Here is a 16,908-nt window from a genome sequence, read left to right on the forward strand (position 1 = left end):
TCGCGAGCGTATCTTGTTTATATCCTAGACCAGCTTGCGCCATGTTTGCTTTCATAGCCATAAAAAAACGCTGCTCAAGCAGCGTTTTAGTGGTTAAAGCATTGTGTTATGCCAAAAAGGCGGGAATGTTTTGCTCAAAGCGCGAGATCTCAGCGTCGTGCTGAAGCGTGAGGCCAATGCTATCTAATCCTTCCAACAAGCAATGACGGCGAAAATCATCCATCTGGAAGCTAAAGCAGTGTTCACCGGCACGGATGGTTTGGGCGGGCAAATCTAGCGTTACCGTCGCGCCTTCATTTTCGGCCACATACGTAAATAGAGCATCGATTTGGCCTTCTTCAAGGGTCACTGGCACCATTTGGTTATTAATGCAGTTGCCATAGAAAATATCGGCAAAACTGGGGGCGATAATCACTTTAAAACCGTAATCATCCAGCGCCCAAGGAGCATGTTCGCGTGACGAGCCACAGCCAAAGTTTTCGCGGGTGAGTAACACGCTCGCCCCTTGGTAGCGCGCTTGATTGAGCACAAACTCGGGGTTCGGCTGTTTACCCGCATCGTCTAAAAAGCGCCAATCGTGAAATAGATGCTGACCAAAGCCTGTACGGGTGACTTTTTGCAAAAACTGTTTAGGGATAATCGCATCGGTATCGACGTTCGCCGCATCTAATGGGGCAACAATGCCGGTATGAGTGTGTATGCCTGACATAAGGCCTCCTTATAATTGGTTAACGTCGACAAAATGGCCCGCAATCGCCGCGGCGGCGGCCATGGCTGGGCTGACCAAGTGGGTGCGGCCTTCACGGCCTTGACGCCCTTCAAAGTTGCGGTTGCTGGTGGACGCACAGCGCTCTTTAGGGCCTAAGCGATCGTTGTTCATTGCCAAACACATCGAGCAGCCGGGTAAGCGCCATTCAAAGCCCGCTTCGCGGAAGATTACATCCAGCCCTTCTTGCTCTGCTTGGGCGCGCACTTGCTCGGAGCCCGGCACTACCATGGCATGTACACCCTCTGCCACGCGTCGTCCTTTGGCGACCGCGGCGGCTGCGCGCATGTCTTCAATCCGTGAGTTGGTGCAAGAGCCAATAAAGACTTTATCGATGCGGATATCTGTAATGGCTTGGCCTGCCGTCAGCCCCATATACTTTAAGGCTCGCTCAGCCGAGTGGCGCTCTATCGGGTCGGTCATGCTCTCTGGGACAGGCACGGTATCATGCACACTGACCACTTGGCCGGGGTTGGTGCCCCATGTGACTTGATGATGGATTTGACTGCCATCGAGGGTGACCACACGATCAAAGTGCGCATCGGCATCTGAGTGCAAGGTTTGCCAATACGCAACGGCTTGCTGCCATTGCTCGCCTTTAGGGGCAAATTTTTTGTCTTTTAGGTAGGCAAAGGTGGTGTCATCTGGCGCGATCAGGCCAGCTTTTGCGCCTAATTCGATGGCCATGTTGCACACCGTCATTCGCCCTTCCATCGACAAGTCGGTGATTGCGTCCCCGCAAAACTCCACCACATGCCCAGTGCCACCTGCGTGGCCAACTTTACCGATAATCGCAAGGACAATATCTTTGGCGGTGATCCCGGGGGCAGTTTTGCCCGTGACTTCAATTTTCATCGTGCGGGCGCGGGATTGCTTAAGCGTTTGAGTGGCCAGTACGTGTTCGACTTCTGAGGTACCAATGCCAAAGGCCAGTGCACCAAAAGCGCCGTGGGTTGCGGTGTGCGAATCACCACAGACGATGGTGGTGCCGGGCAGGGTAATACCAAGCTCGGGGCCCATCACATGCACAATGCCTTGGTAAGGATGATTTAAGTCGTACAGGGTCACTCCGAACTCTTCGCAGTTTTTGGCCAAGGTTTCCATTTGGATACGCGCCATTTCCCCTGACGCGTTAATGTCTTTGGTTTCGGTGGAGACATTGTGATCCATGGTGGCGAAGGTTTTGCTCACTTGGCGCACTGGGCGCCCTTTTTCCCGCAGGCCATCAAAGGCTTGTGGTGAGGTCACTTCGTGCACTAAATGACGGTCGATATACAGCAACGGCGCTTCGCCTGGCTGCTCGGTGACCACATGGGCTTGATAGATTTTTTCATACAAGGTCTTAGCGCCTTGCTGGGTGTTTGCATTCGACATAGCTCGTATCCTTACGGGTAATTATTCTGCGCCTTGGCGGATATAGGCGGCGATACGATCGCCCATTTGTTCAGTACTCAATGCGGGGCGGTTACCGGCGAGATCCGCGGTCAACTCACCGGCCGCCAGTGCTTGGCTGACTGCATGCTCAATCGCACAGGCCGCGTCTTCTTCGCCTAACGAGTAGCGCAACATTAGCGCGGCGGAGAGAATTTGCGCCACTGGGTTGGCGATATTCTTACCCGCGATATCGGGGGCAGAGCCGCCGGCGGGTTCATACAAACCAAATTTACTCGCGTTCAAGCTCGCAGATGGCAGCATGCCCATAGAGCCGGTGATCATGGCGCACTCATCGGAGATGATGTCGCCGAAAATGTTCGAGCACAGCATCACATCAAATTGCGACGGGTCTTTAATCAGCTGCATGGTGGCGTTGTCGATATACATATGGCTTAAGCGGACATCCGGATAGTCCTTGGCCACCTCTTCCACCACCTCACGCCATAGCATTGAGCTTTGCAGCACGTTGGCTTTATCGATTGAGCACACGTGTTTGTTGCGAAGCTGGGCCGATTGAAAGGCAATACGGGCAATACGCTCAATTTCATAGCGATGATAGACTTCCGTATCAAACGCTTTTTCCTCGCGGCCTTCACCTTCACGTCCTTTGGGCTCACCAAAATAAATCCCGCCGGTCAGCTCTCGCACCACCACGATGTTAAAGCCTTTGTCGGCAATGTCGGCGCGCAGTGGGCAAAAGCCTTCGAGACCGGTATGGATTTGTGCCGGACGCAAATTACAAAACAGACCAAAGTGCTTGCGTAGCGGCAGTAAGGCACCGCGCTCCGGTTGTTCGGTTGGCGGTAAATGCTCCCACTTGGGGCCGCCGACTGAGCCAAATAAAATCGCATCCGCTTTTTCACAGCCGGCCAAGGTGTGTGCTGGCAAAGGGGAGCCGTGGGCATCAATGGCGGCACCGCCTACAGGGTAGTGGTGACGCTCAAAGGTGACAGCGAATCGCTCGCTAACCGCATCAAGCACTTTTTCGGCTTGCGCCATGACTTCGGGGCCGATACCGTCGCCGGCTAAAATTGCAATCTGGTGTGCGTTAGCCATGGTTATACTGTCTCCTGTTTTAAGTGGGATTGTTCCTTAATCTGCGCAATTTTATCCGCGCGATAGATGGCATTGATCACGTGCAATAGCGCCTCACCGGAGGCTTCGATAATGTCGGTTGAGACCCCGGTGCCGTGATATTTACGGCCCTTGTAGTTGGCAATAATGTCGGCTTGGCCGAGGCCATCTTCCCCTTCTCCTTTGGCGGTCAGATCGAATTTATCCAGTTCAATGTCGTAGCCAGTAATGCGGTAGATGCACTGATAAAGGGCATCGACGGGGCCGTTACCAATCGCCGCCTCGCGTTTCTCTTCGTCGCCACATTGCAACTTGATGCTGGTGGTCGCCATTAGGCTGCCCGATTGCACGCCTAGATAGTTGAGCTTATAAAAGTCGTCCTCTTCTTTGAGGTTGTTGAAGAACATCAAGGCTTCTAAGTCGTAATCGAACACCTGACCTTTACGATCTGCCAGCTGCAAGAATGACTGATACAAGGTGTCTAAATCGTAGTCTTGCTCGGTATAGCCAAGGTTTTCCATGTGGCTTTTCACCGCGGCGCGGCCGGAGCGGCTGGTCAAATTCAGCGCTTTTTTGCCCAACCCTATCGACTCTGGCGTCATGATTTCGTAGGTATTTTTGTTTTTCAGCATGCCGTCTTGGTGAATGCCAGAAGAGTGGCTAAAGGCATTGGTACCGACCACGGCCTTGTTGGGCTGGATTGGCATGTTGCAAAGTTGGCTAACCAGCTTACTGGTACGGGCGATTTCGGTGTGGTTCAACTTGGTTTCCACACCTAATAAGTCGGCGCGGGTTTTTAAAATCATCGCAATTTCTTCCAGCGCACAGTTACCGGCGCGCTCGCCGATGCCATTGATCGTGCCTTCCACTTGGCGAGCGCCGGCTTGTATGGCAGCAATGGAGTTAGCGACCGACATCCCCAAGTCATCATGGCAGTGAACAGAAATGACCGCTTTGTCGATATTGGGTACGCGATTAAACAAGGTCGCAATGATATTGCCGAATTCACTGGGAACTGTGTAGCCGACGGTATCGGGGATATTGACGGTGGTCGCACCGGCATCAATTGCCGCTTCGACCATACGGCACAGGTTATCAATCGGGGTGCGCCCAGCATCTTCGCAGGAAAACTCCACATCGTCCGTGTATTGGCGCGCGTGCTTGACGGCGCGTACCCCCATCTCGACCACGTCATCGTAGCTGCGGCGAAGCTTATCTTTTACATGAATGGTTGAGGTGGATAAAAAGGTGTGGATACGRAAAGCGTCGGCGGCTTTGAGGGACTCAGCGGCAACATCAATGTCTTTAGGAACGGCGCGAGATAAGGCACAAACGCGCGCATGTTGCATATGCTCAGCGATGGTGCGCACCGATTCAAAATCGCCCGGTGAGGAGACTGGAAAACCGGCTTCAATAATGTCGACGCCCAGTCGGTCTAAGGCTTGGGCGATCTGCAACTTCTCTTTTACGGTTAAGCTGGCGGATAAGGCCTGCTCACCATCGCGCAAAGTGGTATCAAAGATGATGACCTGACTGTTGTCGCTCATGGGTGACTCCCTGTTGTGTTTGCTCGCCGCCTTCATGGCTCTTTTAATGGGCACTGTGTTTTATTTTGACGGCGTTAGATACAAAAAAACCCGCGTCTGGCGCGGGTTTTTGACATTTGGCATTCACTGATTGCTGCCCAATACCTACCCGCGCGACCGAGTCACGATAAGGAGGAGGATGAGGCGTAGTGTAATCAGTGTCATGAACTATCCATTCAATGTGTTTGCTGGTTACAGAAATAACAGAGCGGCGGGGAAAGCGTCAATCACAAAAAAATAAAAAAATGGATCTGCTTAGTTAACCCGCTTAAAACCAGTTTATTACACTGGTTTTAAGTGTGTAATTCGAAATAAACGGCTGTTGGTTGCGGGGAAGGTATACAGTTAGATAGCACTTTCTCTGTGTTAGGATAACAAACTGTAGGGAGTGTTATCTTCATCAATATGACCTCGTAACGTCACCCCGTTGTCATACCCGCTGTCTAGAGTTTGACCATCAGCTAACCGAAAGCGGGGGCATGATGAGAAGCTTTACAGCGATTCAACGTTTTGACCACACGGTGTCGTACCTGTGCCTTTCTCATCGATTTAGTGCAGCGACAGCCAAAGTAGCGCGGGTGATATCACACTCTGGTGATGGGCCGTTATATGCAGGAATTGGCTTGGCCGCATGGTGGCTCGACGGTGCATTTGGCTTATGGTTGTTGTGCACTGGAATCGTCGCCTTTGCGATTGAATTGCCCATCTATTGGGTTCTTAAACGGAGCTTCCGCCGCGCACGGCCTTCACAGCTGCCCGCTTTTATCACGCCCTCAGATTTATACAGCATGCCTTCTGGCCACACGGCGGCCGCTTTTTTAATGGCTTCACTGATTAGTACCTTTTATCCCCCCTTGGCGGCAGTGGCCTTTATTTGGGCGGGGTTGATTGGGCTGTCCCGCGTATTGCTGGGGGTCCATTTTGTTAGCGATATTCTGGTCGGCGCGGCGTTAGGACTTCTCTGTACTGCGTTGGCACAAAACATCACCGACGATCTTTACTGGATGGCGACAAGTACATGAAGCTTTTATACGGTGTGCAAGGAACCGGTAACGGCCATATTTCACGAGCAAGGGCGATGGCAAGGGCCCTAAAAGCGTATGACGTGAGTGTGGATTTTGTCTTTTCTGGACGACCTTCAGAGCGCTATTTTGATATGGCGCCGTTTGGTGACTATCGCACGTTTACCGGCATGAGTTTTATCAGTCGCGACGGTAAAATTGCGCTGCTTGAGACGGCGAAAAAGCATCACGTTCGGCAACTTTATCGCGATATTCGCGCGCTCGATGTTACCGGCTACGACAAAGTGGTATCCGATTTTGAGCCTATCACGGCTTGGGCGGCACGTCAGCAAGGTGTTCCCTCCGTGGCGATTAGCCATCAAGCTGCCTTTGCCTATGCGGTCCCTAAACAGGGAGAAGGACTGATAAACCGGCTGATTATGCGTTATTTTGCGCCGACGGATCATGCCATAGGGCTTCATTGGTATCACTTTAATCAGCCGATTTTGCCTCCCATCATTGATATCGGCAGTGATGACACCCTTTCACTAAAGGCGAGTCAATCAGAGGATGTCTTGGTCTATCTTCCTTTTGAGTCACTCGATGCAGTGACGGCGCTGTTACTGCGCTTTAACCAAGGTTTTGTTTGTTTTCATCCAGATGTGAAGCAAGGCTATCGGCGAGAGAATATTCGCTTTATGCCACTTGGGAAAGCCAGCTTTCATACTGCGCTAAAGGCTTGCCAAGGTGTGATCGCGAATGGTGGCTTTGAACTGCCTTCTGAAGCATTAACCATGGGGAAAAAGTTGTTGCTAAAACCCTTGGCAGGACAGTTTGAGCAGCTGAGTAATGTGGCAACGCTGGCACAATTAGGGTTGGCGCACGCCATGACACACTTAGACGCTCGCGCGGTGAGAGATTGGTTGAAAGCCCCGGCCAGTGGCGATATCCGTTACCCTGATGTCGCAAGAGCGCTAGCGGAGTGGTTGGTCAAAGGTGAGCTCGACCAAACGCAAAGTTTATTTCACCAGCTTTGGTCACAGGTTCGTTTTCCAGAAGCAGTTGAAGAGTATTTGCTGGATATTAGCCGCCCGCATCCACGTCGACGTCAGCATCCCTTACTGTTAAACCGCTTGATGCGCTGACCGCCCAATAACGGCGGTCTGGTCTGTTGAATCACGTTTTTACATTTTCGCTAGAGCATTCACTCAATTTCTCTTGAGTTTGGTGGTGCGCTCGGTAAACTCGCTGCCATTATTGAGCGTACATGTGTTCGCCAAACGGCAAACCAAGAGAGACACAGTGAACACCCAAAACCATATCGTCACGCGCATCCGCGAGCAAATTACTGCCCAAGGTGAACGCGAAGCTATCCGTTTTCAGCAACAGTCACAGTGGGCGAGTATCAGCTGGCGCCAACTGGGCGAGCGCATTGATCAGCTATCACGCTGTTTACTCAAAGCTGGTTGTCAGGTTCAGCAAACCGTCGCTATCTTTGCGCCGAACAGTGAAAAATGGGCGATGTTGGACTATGCCGCGTTGCAAATTCGTGCCGTGCCGGTGCCGATTTACGCAACCAGTACTGATCAGCAAGCGGCACACATTATCAATGATGCGGACGTGCAATGGATCTTCGCCGGTGACGAACAACTGGAGAGCGCGGTTGCTGCCCTTGAACACTGTCCCAATGTCAAAGGAGTAATCGCCCTCAACCAAGAAACACAGGCACCCGCACATCCCAAAGTGTGGGACTGGGCCAGTTGGTTATTGCAAGACGATCGCAGCTATCAAGCCGAATTAGACGCGCGCATTGATGCGCGATGCATGGATGATTTGATTACCTTGATTTACACCTCCGGCACCACGGGCGATCCGAAAGGGGTGATGCTGGATTATGCCAATGTTGCGGCGCAGCTGGAGGTACATGACCAAGTCTTGGCATTAAGACCCGATGATGTGTCTTTGGCCTTTTTGCCGCTTTCTCATGTGTTCGAGCGTGCATGGAGCTATTACGTCCTGCACCGCGGGGCGGTGAACTGTTATCTTTCAAACCCGCTTCAGGTACGTGATGCATTGGCGGAGATTAAACCGACGGTGATGTGTGCGGTACCGCGTTTTTATGAAAAAATTCATGGTGCTATTCACGATAAACTCAGTCGGGCCACCGGTGTTAAACCGCATTTATTCCGTTGGGCGCTGCGCCAAGGCGAGCGTCATGCCAGTCAGTTACGCGCAGGTCAATCACCGTCGCGACGTCAGCAATGGCAAGTAGCGTTGGCCGACAAGCTGGTACTGAGTAAGCTGCGTGCGCTATTGGGTGGCAAGATGCGCTTGATGCCATGCGGTGGAGCGCGTCTTGACCCTGACATTGGCGCGTTTTTCCATGCCATAGGTATTAACGTCAAGCTCGGTTATGGCATGACCGAAACCACCGCCACGGTTTCTTGTTGGGACGATACGCGCTTTGACCCTCACTCGATTGGTTATCCGATGCCAGGGGCGGAGGTGCGAATTGGTGCGGAGGATGAAATTCAAGTCCGCGGGCCAATGGTGATGCGAGGTTACTTTAATCAGCCCGATGCGACCGCTGCCACCTTTACCGAGGATGGTTTTTTGAAAACCGGCGATGCGGGGTATCTCGATGCCAAGGGCAACGTCTTTATCACCGACCGAATCAAAGAGCTGATGAAAACCTCTGGTGGCAAATACATTGCGCCACAGCGGGTAGAAGGCGCTTTGGTGCGCGATCATTTTATTGATCAGATTGCGGTGGTGGCCGAGGCGCGTCACTTTGTATCGGCCTTGATTGTGCCTTGCTTTGATGCCTTGGAAGAGTGGGCGCGGGCGGCCAATATCGAATATCAAAATCGCAAAGAGCTGCTGAAACACTCCGATGTGGTGGCCTTGTTTGAAAAGCGCTTGCAGAGCTTGCAACACGAGTTGGCCAAATTTGAGCAAGTCAAACGCTTCACTTTATTACCGCAGGGCTTTTGCATGCACAGTGGCGAGCTCACGCCGACCATGAAGCTGCGCCGTAAAGTGATCCTTTCACGTTACCAACATCACATTGAGGCGATGTACCAGCGTCAATGATGTGTAAAGGGGGATGTTTCTCATCGATGAGAAATGTCCCTTCTGTGAAGGCTATTTTCACATCGTTTTTCTCCTCGACAGGTATAGAAAATCTGTAAAAATTGTTTCCTTGTAGTGGATATTTCCGATTTTTGACCTCCCAACCAGTGTTATCCAGCAACATTTGCTCAACATTTAGATTAAAAATGTAAATACCGACTAGCCAATAGACAGTTTTGCAAATAAAACGTTACATTGATTGCAGCTTCATCCGAAGCAGGCCAAGTGACAATCTAACGCCGCCTTACCGCCAGTATTTGGTTTCGATGTCCGCGTGGTGAGTGACCACCAGTACATCTAAGAGTAAGGGGCAGGATTAGGCTAAAAGTAAGTCCTAACTATGCAAACAGGGAGGCGTAGAGTGGAAATGTTATCCGGTGCCGAGATGATCGTGCGTTCCATGATCGATCAAGGCGTAAAACATATTTTTGGTTATCCAGGCGGATCAGTACTGGATATATACGACGCATTGCACGAAAAGAGTGATATCGACCATGTGTTGGTACGCCACGAACAAGCCGCGGTCCACATGGCCGATGGTTATGCGCGTGCCACGGGGGAAGTGGGCGTGGTGCTGGTGACGTCAGGCCCAGGGGCAACCAATGCAATTACCGGCATTGCCACCGCGTACATGGACTCGATCCCCATGGTGGTGTTTTCTGGCCAAGTCATGAGCGGTCTGATTGGCAATGATGCCTTCCAAGAATGCGATATGGTGGGGATCTCCCGCCCGGTGGTCAAGCACAGCTTTTTAGTCCAGCGCGCTGAAGACATTCCTAACATTGTTAAAAAAGCCTTTTATCTTGCCTCAACGGGACGTCCCGGCCCTGTGGTGGTGGATATTCCTAAAGACATGCTAAATCCGGCACAAAAGCACCCTTATCAGTATCCAGACAGTGTGCGCATGCGCTCTTATAATCCGACTACTTCGGGACATAAAGGGCAGATAAAGCGTGGCTTAAAAGCACTATTGGCGGCGAAAAAACCAGTATTGTATGTCGGTGGTGGGGCCATCATGGCCGATTGCGGCGAACAAATCCGCCAACTATCAGAAAGCCTTAACATCCCTGTTGTCAGCACCTTGATGGGGCTGGGGGCGTTTCCCGGCACCCATCAACAATCGCTGGGTATGCTGGGCATGCATGGCACCTACGAAGCGAACATGGCGATGCACCAAGCCGATCTGATCTTTGGTATTGGTGTCCGGTTTGACGATCGCACCACCAACAACTTAGAAAAATACTGTCCCGATGCCACCATCATGCACATTGATGTCGACCCATCGAGCATTTCTAAAACCGTGGCGGCAGACATTCCTATCGTCGGTTCGGCGGATGCGGTACTAAATAGCATGCTGAAATTGCTGGTGGAGCAAGGTGGCAGTAACGACAGTGATGCGATCAGTACTTGGTGGCACAATATTCAAACTTGGCGCGAGCGTCAGTGTTTGAAGTATGACGTGGATCCGGAGCGCATCAAACCGCAGCAAGTGATTGAAACCTTGTATCGCCTTACCGATGGCGAGGCCTATGTAAGCTCCGACGTGGGTCAGCACCAAATGTTTGCCGCACTCTATTATCCGTTTGATAAACCACGTCGTTGGATAAACTCGGGCGGCTTGGGCACCATGGGCTTTGGGCTACCCGCCGCTATGGGGGTGAAGTTCGCGCTACCGGACGCGCAGGTGGTGTGTGTTACCGGTGATGGCAGTATTCAAATGAATATTCAGGAGCTGTCCACCGCACTGCAATATGATATCCCGGTGGTGATCGTTAACCTCAACAACCGTTTCCTCGGGATGGTCAAACAATGGCAGGACATGATTTATCAAGGCCGCCATTCGCACTCCTATATGGACTCGGTGCCGGATTTTGCCGCGATTGCTGAAGCCTATGGCCATGTGGGGATGCGCATTAGCCATCCGTCTGAGTTAGAAGCCGGCCTAGAAAAGGCGCTGGCAATGAAAGATCGCTTGGTGTTTGTCGATATCCATGTCGATGAAACTGAGCACGTGTATCCGATGCAGGTACGCGGTGGGGCGATGAATGAAATGTGGTTGAGCAAAACGGAGAGAACCTAATGCGCAGTATTGTATCGGTTTTAATGGAAAACGAGCCGGGTGCCTTGTCGCGCGTGGTGGGTCTGTTCTCTCAGCGTGGCTACAACATTGAATCACTGACGGTGTCACCCACCGATGATGCGACCTTGTCGCGCTTAAATATCACCACATCAGTGGTCAGCGATGCGGACCGCGAGCAAATCGAAAAGCATTTGCACAAGCTGATTGATGTACTGAAAGTGAGTAATGTCACCGAGAGCGATCACATTGAACGTGAACTGGCGTTGGTGAAAGTGAAAGCGAGTGGCTACGCCCGCGCAGAGGTAAAACGCACCGCCGATATTTTTCGGGGGCAAATTGTCGATGTGACGGCTTCACAATATACCGTGCAGCTGACGGGCGACAGTGACAAGTTGGATGCCTTTATTCGCGCGGTGGGTGAAATTACCGAGATCATTGAAGTGGCACGCAGTGGCGTGGTGGGCATCGCACGCGGCGAGCGAGCGCTGCGCCAGTAACCCAAGCAACGGGTCGAGGTAAGGAAAATGGCACGCCAAGGCGTGCCATTTTTGTGCATGTTAGTCGTGGTTAATCAAGTACACCAAGGCTTCATAGGGTGCCAATTGCATTTCTGGCATCAAGGGCTTGGCTTCTGGGTAATTATGGCTCACCAAGTCTGCGTTCGGGGCAGGGGCGACAGGCAAGGTCGCTGTAACTGGTTCGCCATAAAAATTACACACTACTACCAGTTGGCTGTCGCCATTGTCGCGACGATACGCGAGCAGCTGTGGGTGGTCAGGCAGCAAGTCCTGATAATCCCCTTCACGGATCACGGGTAAGGTTTTTCGCAGGGAAATTAGCTGCTTGTAGTGATAGAACACCGAGTTTTTATCCGCCAGTGCGCTGTCGACATTGACGTCAACATAGTTAGGCGCAGGCTTGAGCCACGGTGTGCCTTTGGTAAAACCGGCGTTTGCTGAACTGTCCCACTGCATGGGGGTGCGCGAGTTGTCGCGTGATCGTGCCGCCAGAATGGCCAACACTTCCCCTTCTGGCATGCCTTGTTCGCACAGCAGGCGGTACATGTTTCGGCTTTCGACGTCTTGATAATCATCAATACGCTGATAGCCAGGGTTGGTCATGCCAATTTCTTCCCCTTGATACACGTAAGGCGTGCCTTGCTGCATATGAATCGCGGTGGCGAGCATTTTGGCGGAGGCAACGCGATGATGGCGATCATCACCAAAGCGGCTGACTACACGCGGTTGGTCGTGGTTACACCAAAACAGTGCTCCCCAACCTTGATTATGTAGGCCGTGCTGCCAAGTACGGAAAAGCTGTTTTAGGGCTAAGAAGTCAAACGGTGCCAGTCGCCACTTCTCGCCGCCCGGATAATCGACTTTTAAGTGGTGGAAGTTAAACACCATGGAGAGCTCTTTGCCATCTGGCGCGGAGTATTGTTGACAATGCTCCAAGGTGGTCGAAGACATCTCGCCCACGGTGACGCTGCCGTAACGCTGGAAAATGTCGCGGCTGATCTCTTGTAAGTATTCGTGAACGCGCGGGCCATCGGTATAAAAACGGCGACCATCGCCTTGATGATCATCAGGGAACGACTGATCTTTGGAGATCAAATTGATCACATCGAGTCGAAAACCATCCACGCCTTTGTCGGCCCAAAAAGCCATTACGTCTTTGACTGCTGCCCGCACCGCTGGGTTTTCCCAGTTAAGGTCGGCCTGTTCGGTGGCAAATAAGTGGAGGTAATACTGGCCGGTCGGTTCATGCCATTGCCACGCGCTACCGCCAAACTTTGATTGCCAGTTGTTTGGCGCACCGCCATTAACCGGATCTTTCCAGATGTAGTAATCGCGATAGGGGCTGTCTTTACCGGTAAGCGCGGATTGAAACCAAGGGTGCTCGGTTGAGGTATGGTTAATTACAATATCCATGATGATGCGGATATCGCGTTTGTGCGCCTCGGCGAGCAGGGTGTCGAAGTCGTCCATGGTGCCTAGGCTAGGGTCAATGGCGTAATAATCGGCAATGTCGTAGCCGTTATCGACTTGTGGTGATACATAAATGGGGGTTAGCCATAATGCATCGATGCCCAAGGCCGAAAAGTAGTCCAGCTTTTCGATAATGCCCGGCAGATCACCTGTCCCTGTTTGTGTGGTATCACGGAAGCTCTTGGGATAAATCTGATAAATGGTGGCCGTTTTCCACCAGGGATGTGCGTGCATAATGTCTCTCTTAACGCTAATAAAGCGGGGAGCGTGCTCCCCGCAGACTGAATGGGAGTTAGACGACCGCCAGTTTGCCTTTGCTGGCTTGACGGCGATACATAAAGGCGGTGAGTGCAATAGGCACAATAATGGCAATTAGCATCGCGACCGCGTAAACACCCCAGAACTGTGGCTGAATAGATAAAATACCCGGCAAGCCACCTACACCAATGCCGTTGGCCATCACACCGGAGAGGCCACACACAATGGCGGCTAGCGCCGAGCCAACCATCGCGCACAGCATTGGGAATTTGTAACGTAAGTTAATCCCGTACATGGCCGGCTCTGTCACGCCAAGATAGGCGGAAATCGCCGCGGGCACAGAGATTTCACGTTCGTTTTCTTTTTTGCTCATCCAAATGATCCCGACAACCGCCGAGGCTTGTGCAATGTTAGACAGAGCAATCAGTGGCCAAATGGGTGTGCCGCCCATCTCTTGCATCAGCTGCAAATCCACCGCGTTGGTGGTGTGGTGAACACCGGTGATCACCAAAGGTGCATACAGGAAGCCGAACAGGGCCGCGCCTATGTAGGCGTAATCGCCGGTCATTGCCGAACGGGCTAAGAAGGCGACGCCATTACCAATCTCGCGGCCAAAGGGGCCGATGAGGGTGTGCGCCAAGATAACGGAAGTGAGTAGCGCGACAAACGGCACCACCACCAAATACAAATAATCCGGAATAATGCGTTTTAACTGGGTTTCAATAAACGCTAACGCCATCCCCGCAAACATGGCTGGGATCACCTGTGCTTGGTAGCCGACTTTTTCAATTGAGAACCAGCCAAAGTCCCACACTTCAGGCATTTCTTTACCGATAAGGTAAGCGTTCATCAACTGCGGCGATACCAGAGTAATACCTAGTACGATACCCAAAATCGGCGTGCCGCCCATTTTTCTGACCGTCGCCCAACACACGCCGACAGGCAGGAAGTGGAAGATGGCTTCGCCAAGCAGCCATAAAAAGCCGTGGGCGGTGGCCCAAAACTCGCTGATCTCGGTTAAGGTTTTGCCATCGAACATGCGGATATCACCGATCACGTTACGGAAGCCGAGGATCAGACCACCGGTGATGATCGCGGGGAGAAGGGGAACAAAAATTTCCGCGAGGTGTGAAATCGCACGCTCTAGCAGGCTCATGTTTTTACGCGCGGCTTGCTTGGCCTCATCTTTTGATTGGCCTTCGACGCCGGTAGCCTGTTGCAACAGGACAAAGGCTTGGTCCACGCTGGTGCCGATCACGACTTGAAATTGGCCAGCGCTGGTAAAGCAGCCTTTAACCATGGGGATCGCTTCAATGGCGGCGACGTCCGCTTTTTCCGGGTCATTTAATACGAAGCGTAAGCGGGTGAGGCAGTGGCTCACGGTGGCGATGTTGTCTTTGCCGCCTATATGAGTGATCAATTGATCAACGGCATTTTTATTTATCTGGCTCATAAGCAATCCTGTATTGCTGTAGGGTATTCATTGGTAACGTTCCCATTGATTATTGATCGTACTAAGCCAATTATCAGTGGAATCGTTCCCACATTTTGAAAACCATCACACAGAAATTCGTAACTGCTTGATTTTTAGTGGGAGGTTAGGGAGTCACCAGATGACAGGGTTGCGTCCAATGTGTGATAGTGGTCACTTCATCATCCAACTGCTTGAGCAGTAACTCAGCAGCATGTTGCCCTGCTTGATGGTAGCCCAGTTCCACACTGACTGCGCGTGGGAACATAAAGCGTAGCATGTCATGGTTGCCAATGCCGCCAATGGCGATATCTTCACGATTTAGGGTTTGTAGGCGTTTTGCGACCCCTAAGGCGAGAGTGTCGGAGGCGCAGACAATGGCGTCAGTCTGTGGGGTTAATAGGCAATCTGTTGCGGCATAGGCGGCATGCAGGCTCATCTCACAACGATGGAGTTGTGGTGAAAGCTGGTGGGTTTGGCAAAAACGCTGATAGGCATCAGAGCGGGCGAAACCTGTGGTTTCATCGCGCTCATCAATCCCCAAGAAGGCAATATGACGGCACCCTTGATGATAAAAATGATCCATGACTTGCGTGACGGCACCTTGGTTGTCGTAACTGACGCTGGCGTATTGCTCACTATCAACGGCCAGCACGACACAGTTGGGGGCGAATGGCGCTAGCGCGTTGAGATCACAGCCAGAAAAACCAAAAAAGATAATCCCATCCACGTTACGGCGTTTTAGCACATCGAGATGGGCTTGTGCTTTTTGTTGTGAGAACTGGCTTTCCATAATGGCTGCGTCATAGCCTTTGGCATACAAGGTATTGAGCAGCCCCGTCAGTGCGGTGTTCTCTGAGTTGGAACTGAGCTTTGCCACGATCACGCCCACAACACCGCTGCGTTGCGCACGCATCGCGCGCGCTGACTTCGATGGTAAAAAGCCATGTTGGTCGATCACCGCTTGTACTTTAGCGCGGGTACTGTCTTTAACGCGTGCGTCATGGTTTAGCACACGCGATACGGTCGATTTCCCCACCCCGGCTAAGCGGGCAATATCCAAAATGGTTAATGGTTTTGTCATTTTTTTCTCTGTGGTAGCGGTAAATCAGCGACTTAGACTCAGCCTCTTCGCGCGCCATGATAACAGGCGTGATTGGCGCTTGCGATTTATTGATTAATTTGTAAACTACAGCCTGATTTTTGAACAACCATCCTACTTTAGACTGAAATGATGATGAGCCACCCTGTCGTACAAACCATCAACAAGTGCCTAGTGCGCATGACTACACTGACGCTCGCGGTAATGGCATTAAAGCTTAGCGCGATTTATTTAGTGCCGTTAGCGGTATTGATCAAAACGCACTTCAAAGAAATTGTCCACTGGTAAGCGCGATAAGCTGATGGTCAATGTGCTGGTTTAGTGATTGCCAGTACAGCTGATAGCGCTGCGTATACGCTTGCGGGCGCGGCGAAACCAAACCGCGCACAATCGGAAATAACTGTTGCCATTGTGCCAGCCAATCTATCTTCACATCAGGATGGGTGAGATAACGCTGGTGCTGTGCCATGACTGGCATCAACGCCTTTTGCAAGTAGGGGTTGATACCACAAAGCAGCTGGGTGTGCAGGGTTTGGTGCCAATAGGCCATGGTGGTGATATCGGCGCTATCTTTGGCGGGTAAGTGCTGAATAGAATGAATCAGTCCCAACACCTGTAATGCAGTCTGTTCATCAAGTTTGCTGGGAAAGCTATCGATGCACGCACCAAACAGACCTTTTAGGGCTTGAATCAATGCCTGCCAGTCTGCTTGGCTTAATGGTGTGAGCCGATAGCCAAGATGAGGCTGATAAAGAACCCGTCCTTCTACCGCTAATAAATGTAACCCATCGCGCGCTGTGGCCATCGACAGGCTGAGTTGCTCACACAAAGCGGAGACAGTGAGTGGATAATCGCCCTCTGCGCGCGCTGTGAGTGATAACTGGCGGGTTAATATGGCTACCCAGATTTGCTCCATAGCGTGTTGGGCTTTGGTGAACTTCATAACACTTCCTGTGCTAGGTCGACGAGGTTGGCTCGCGACTAAATGCAAGCCTCTTTATCATGCCACCGTGTCA

Annotated in this window: 13 protein-coding genes; 5 read left to right on the top strand and 8 right to left on the bottom strand. The window is 51.8% G+C overall.

What is annotated here, in order from left to right; translation table 11 throughout:
- Nucleotides 1–106: 106 nt before the first annotated feature.
- Genes leuD through leuA form a run of 4 tightly spaced genes read right to left on the bottom strand, consistent with a single transcriptional unit; the run spans nt 107 to nt 4,821 of the window.
- The gene (gene leuD / locus BZG82_RS00235) at nt 107–709 is read right to left on the bottom strand and encodes a 3-isopropylmalate dehydratase small subunit (RefSeq protein ID WP_069590982.1); all 603 of its coding nucleotides are present in this window, start codon (nt 707–709) and stop codon (nt 107–109) included.
- A 9-nt stretch (nt 710–718) separates the two neighbouring features.
- Nucleotides 719–2,140 (bottom strand): 3-isopropylmalate dehydratase large subunit, encoded by a 1,422-nt coding sequence (gene leuC / locus BZG82_RS00240; protein ID WP_077764920.1) that lies wholly within the window; start codon nt 2,138–2,140, stop codon nt 719–721.
- Nucleotides 2,141–2,161: 21 nt separating this feature from the next.
- Nucleotides 2,162–3,256, bottom strand: coding sequence for a 3-isopropylmalate dehydrogenase (gene leuB / locus BZG82_RS00245; RefSeq protein ID WP_077764921.1), 1,095 nt, complete (start codon nt 3,254–3,256; stop codon nt 2,162–2,164).
- 2 nt (nt 3,257–3,258) lie between these two features.
- A complete protein-coding gene (leuA, locus tag BZG82_RS00250) occupies nt 3,259–4,821 on the bottom strand; it encodes a 2-isopropylmalate synthase (protein ID WP_077662781.1) in 1,563 nt (520 codons plus the stop codon).
- A 521-nt stretch (nt 4,822–5,342) separates the two neighbouring features.
- On the opposite strand from leuA, the gene BZG82_RS00255 reads away from it, so the two are divergent.
- The 5 genes from BZG82_RS00255 (at nt 5,343) to ilvN (ending at nt 11,570) form a co-directional block, all read left to right on the top strand.
- Entirely contained in the window at nt 5,343–5,882 is a 540-nt protein-coding gene (locus BZG82_RS00255) for a phosphatase PAP2 family protein (protein WP_077765002.1), read from the top strand.
- Nucleotides 5,879–7,006, top strand: a complete 1,128-nt coding sequence (locus tag BZG82_RS00260; RefSeq protein WP_077764922.1) for an MJ1255/VC2487 family glycosyltransferase — start codon at nt 5,879–5,881, stop codon at nt 7,004–7,006. The genes BZG82_RS00255 and BZG82_RS00260 overlap by 4 nt, the downstream gene beginning before the upstream one ends.
- A 157-nt stretch (nt 7,007–7,163) precedes the next feature.
- Nucleotides 7,164–8,954, top strand: a complete 1,791-nt coding sequence (locus tag BZG82_RS00265) for an AMP-dependent synthetase/ligase (RefSeq protein WP_077764923.1) — start codon at nt 7,164–7,166, stop codon at nt 8,952–8,954.
- A gap of 400 nt (nt 8,955–9,354) precedes the next feature.
- On the top strand, nt 9,355–11,073 hold the full coding sequence (locus BZG82_RS00270) for an acetolactate synthase 3 large subunit (RefSeq protein WP_077764924.1): 1,719 nt from the start codon (nt 9,355–9,357) through the stop codon (nt 11,071–11,073).
- A complete protein-coding gene (ilvN, locus tag BZG82_RS00275) occupies nt 11,073–11,570 on the top strand; it encodes an acetolactate synthase small subunit (RefSeq protein WP_077479504.1) in 498 nt (165 codons plus the stop codon). The genes BZG82_RS00270 and ilvN overlap by 1 nt, the downstream gene beginning before the upstream one ends.
- Before the next feature lie 60 nt (nt 11,571–11,630).
- On the opposite strand, the gene treC is transcribed toward ilvN, so the two are convergent.
- From treC to BZG82_RS00295, 4 genes are all read right to left on the bottom strand, one after another.
- Nucleotides 11,631–13,295 carry an alpha,alpha-phosphotrehalase gene (gene treC, locus BZG82_RS00280; RefSeq protein WP_077764925.1) on the bottom strand — a complete coding sequence of 555 codons (1,665 nt, stop codon included), beginning with the start codon at nt 13,293–13,295 and terminating at the stop codon, nt 11,631–11,633.
- A 58-nt stretch (nt 13,296–13,353) separates the two neighbouring features.
- Nucleotides 13,354–14,772: a PTS trehalose transporter subunit IIBC gene (treB, locus tag BZG82_RS00285; protein ID WP_069591000.1), complete on the bottom strand. Its 1,419-nt coding sequence runs from the start codon at nt 14,770–14,772 to the stop codon at nt 13,354–13,356.
- 145 nt (nt 14,773–14,917) lie between these two features.
- Nucleotides 14,918–15,874: a trehalose operon repressor TreR gene (treR, locus tag BZG82_RS00290; RefSeq protein WP_077764926.1), complete on the bottom strand. Its 957-nt coding sequence runs from the start codon at nt 15,872–15,874 to the stop codon at nt 14,918–14,920.
- Between the two features lie 283 nt (nt 15,875–16,157).
- Nucleotides 16,158–16,835 carry a hypothetical protein gene (locus tag BZG82_RS00295; protein ID WP_077764927.1) on the bottom strand — a complete coding sequence of 226 codons (678 nt, stop codon included), beginning with the start codon at nt 16,833–16,835 and terminating at the stop codon, nt 16,158–16,160.
- Nucleotides 16,836–16,908 lie beyond the last annotated feature (73 nt).

The sequence above is a fragment of the Salinivibrio sp. PR5 genome, from assembly GCF_001996085.1.
In the GTDB taxonomy this organism is placed as follows: Bacteria; Pseudomonadota; Gammaproteobacteria; order Enterobacterales; family Vibrionaceae; genus Salinivibrio; species Salinivibrio proteolyticus.

Bases quoted from the DNA above. Each gene is read 5' to 3' on its own strand.
- leuD (WP_069590982.1), bottom strand. From the start codon at position 709: ATGTCAGGCATACACACTCATACCGGCATTGTTGCCCCATTAGATGCG.
- leuC (WP_077764920.1), bottom strand. From the start codon at position 2,140: ATGTCGAATGCAAACACCCAGCAAGGCGCTAAGACCTTGTATGAAAAA.
- leuB (WP_077764921.1), bottom strand. From the start codon at position 3,256: ATGGCTAACGCACACCAGATTGCAATTTTAGCCGGCGACGGTATCGGC.
- BZG82_RS00255 (WP_077765002.1), top strand. From the start codon at position 5,343: ATGAGAAGCTTTACAGCGATTCAACGTTTTGACCACACGGTGTCGTAC.
- BZG82_RS00260 (WP_077764922.1), top strand. From the start codon at position 5,879: ATGAAGCTTTTATACGGTGTGCAAGGAACCGGTAACGGCCATATTTCA.
- ilvN (WP_077479504.1), top strand. From the start codon at position 11,073: ATGCGCAGTATTGTATCGGTTTTAATGGAAAACGAGCCGGGTGCCTTG.
- treC (WP_077764925.1), bottom strand. From the start codon at position 13,295: ATGCACGCACATCCCTGGTGGAAAACGGCCACCATTTATCAGATTTAT.
- treB (WP_069591000.1), bottom strand. From the start codon at position 14,772: ATGAGCCAGATAAATAAAAATGCCGTTGATCAATTGATCACTCATATA.
- treR (WP_077764926.1), bottom strand. From the start codon at position 15,874: ATGACAAAACCATTAACCATTTTGGATATTGCCCGCTTAGCCGGGGTG.
- BZG82_RS00295 (WP_077764927.1), bottom strand. From the start codon at position 16,835: ATGAAGTTCACCAAAGCCCAACACGCTATGGAGCAAATCTGGGTAGCC.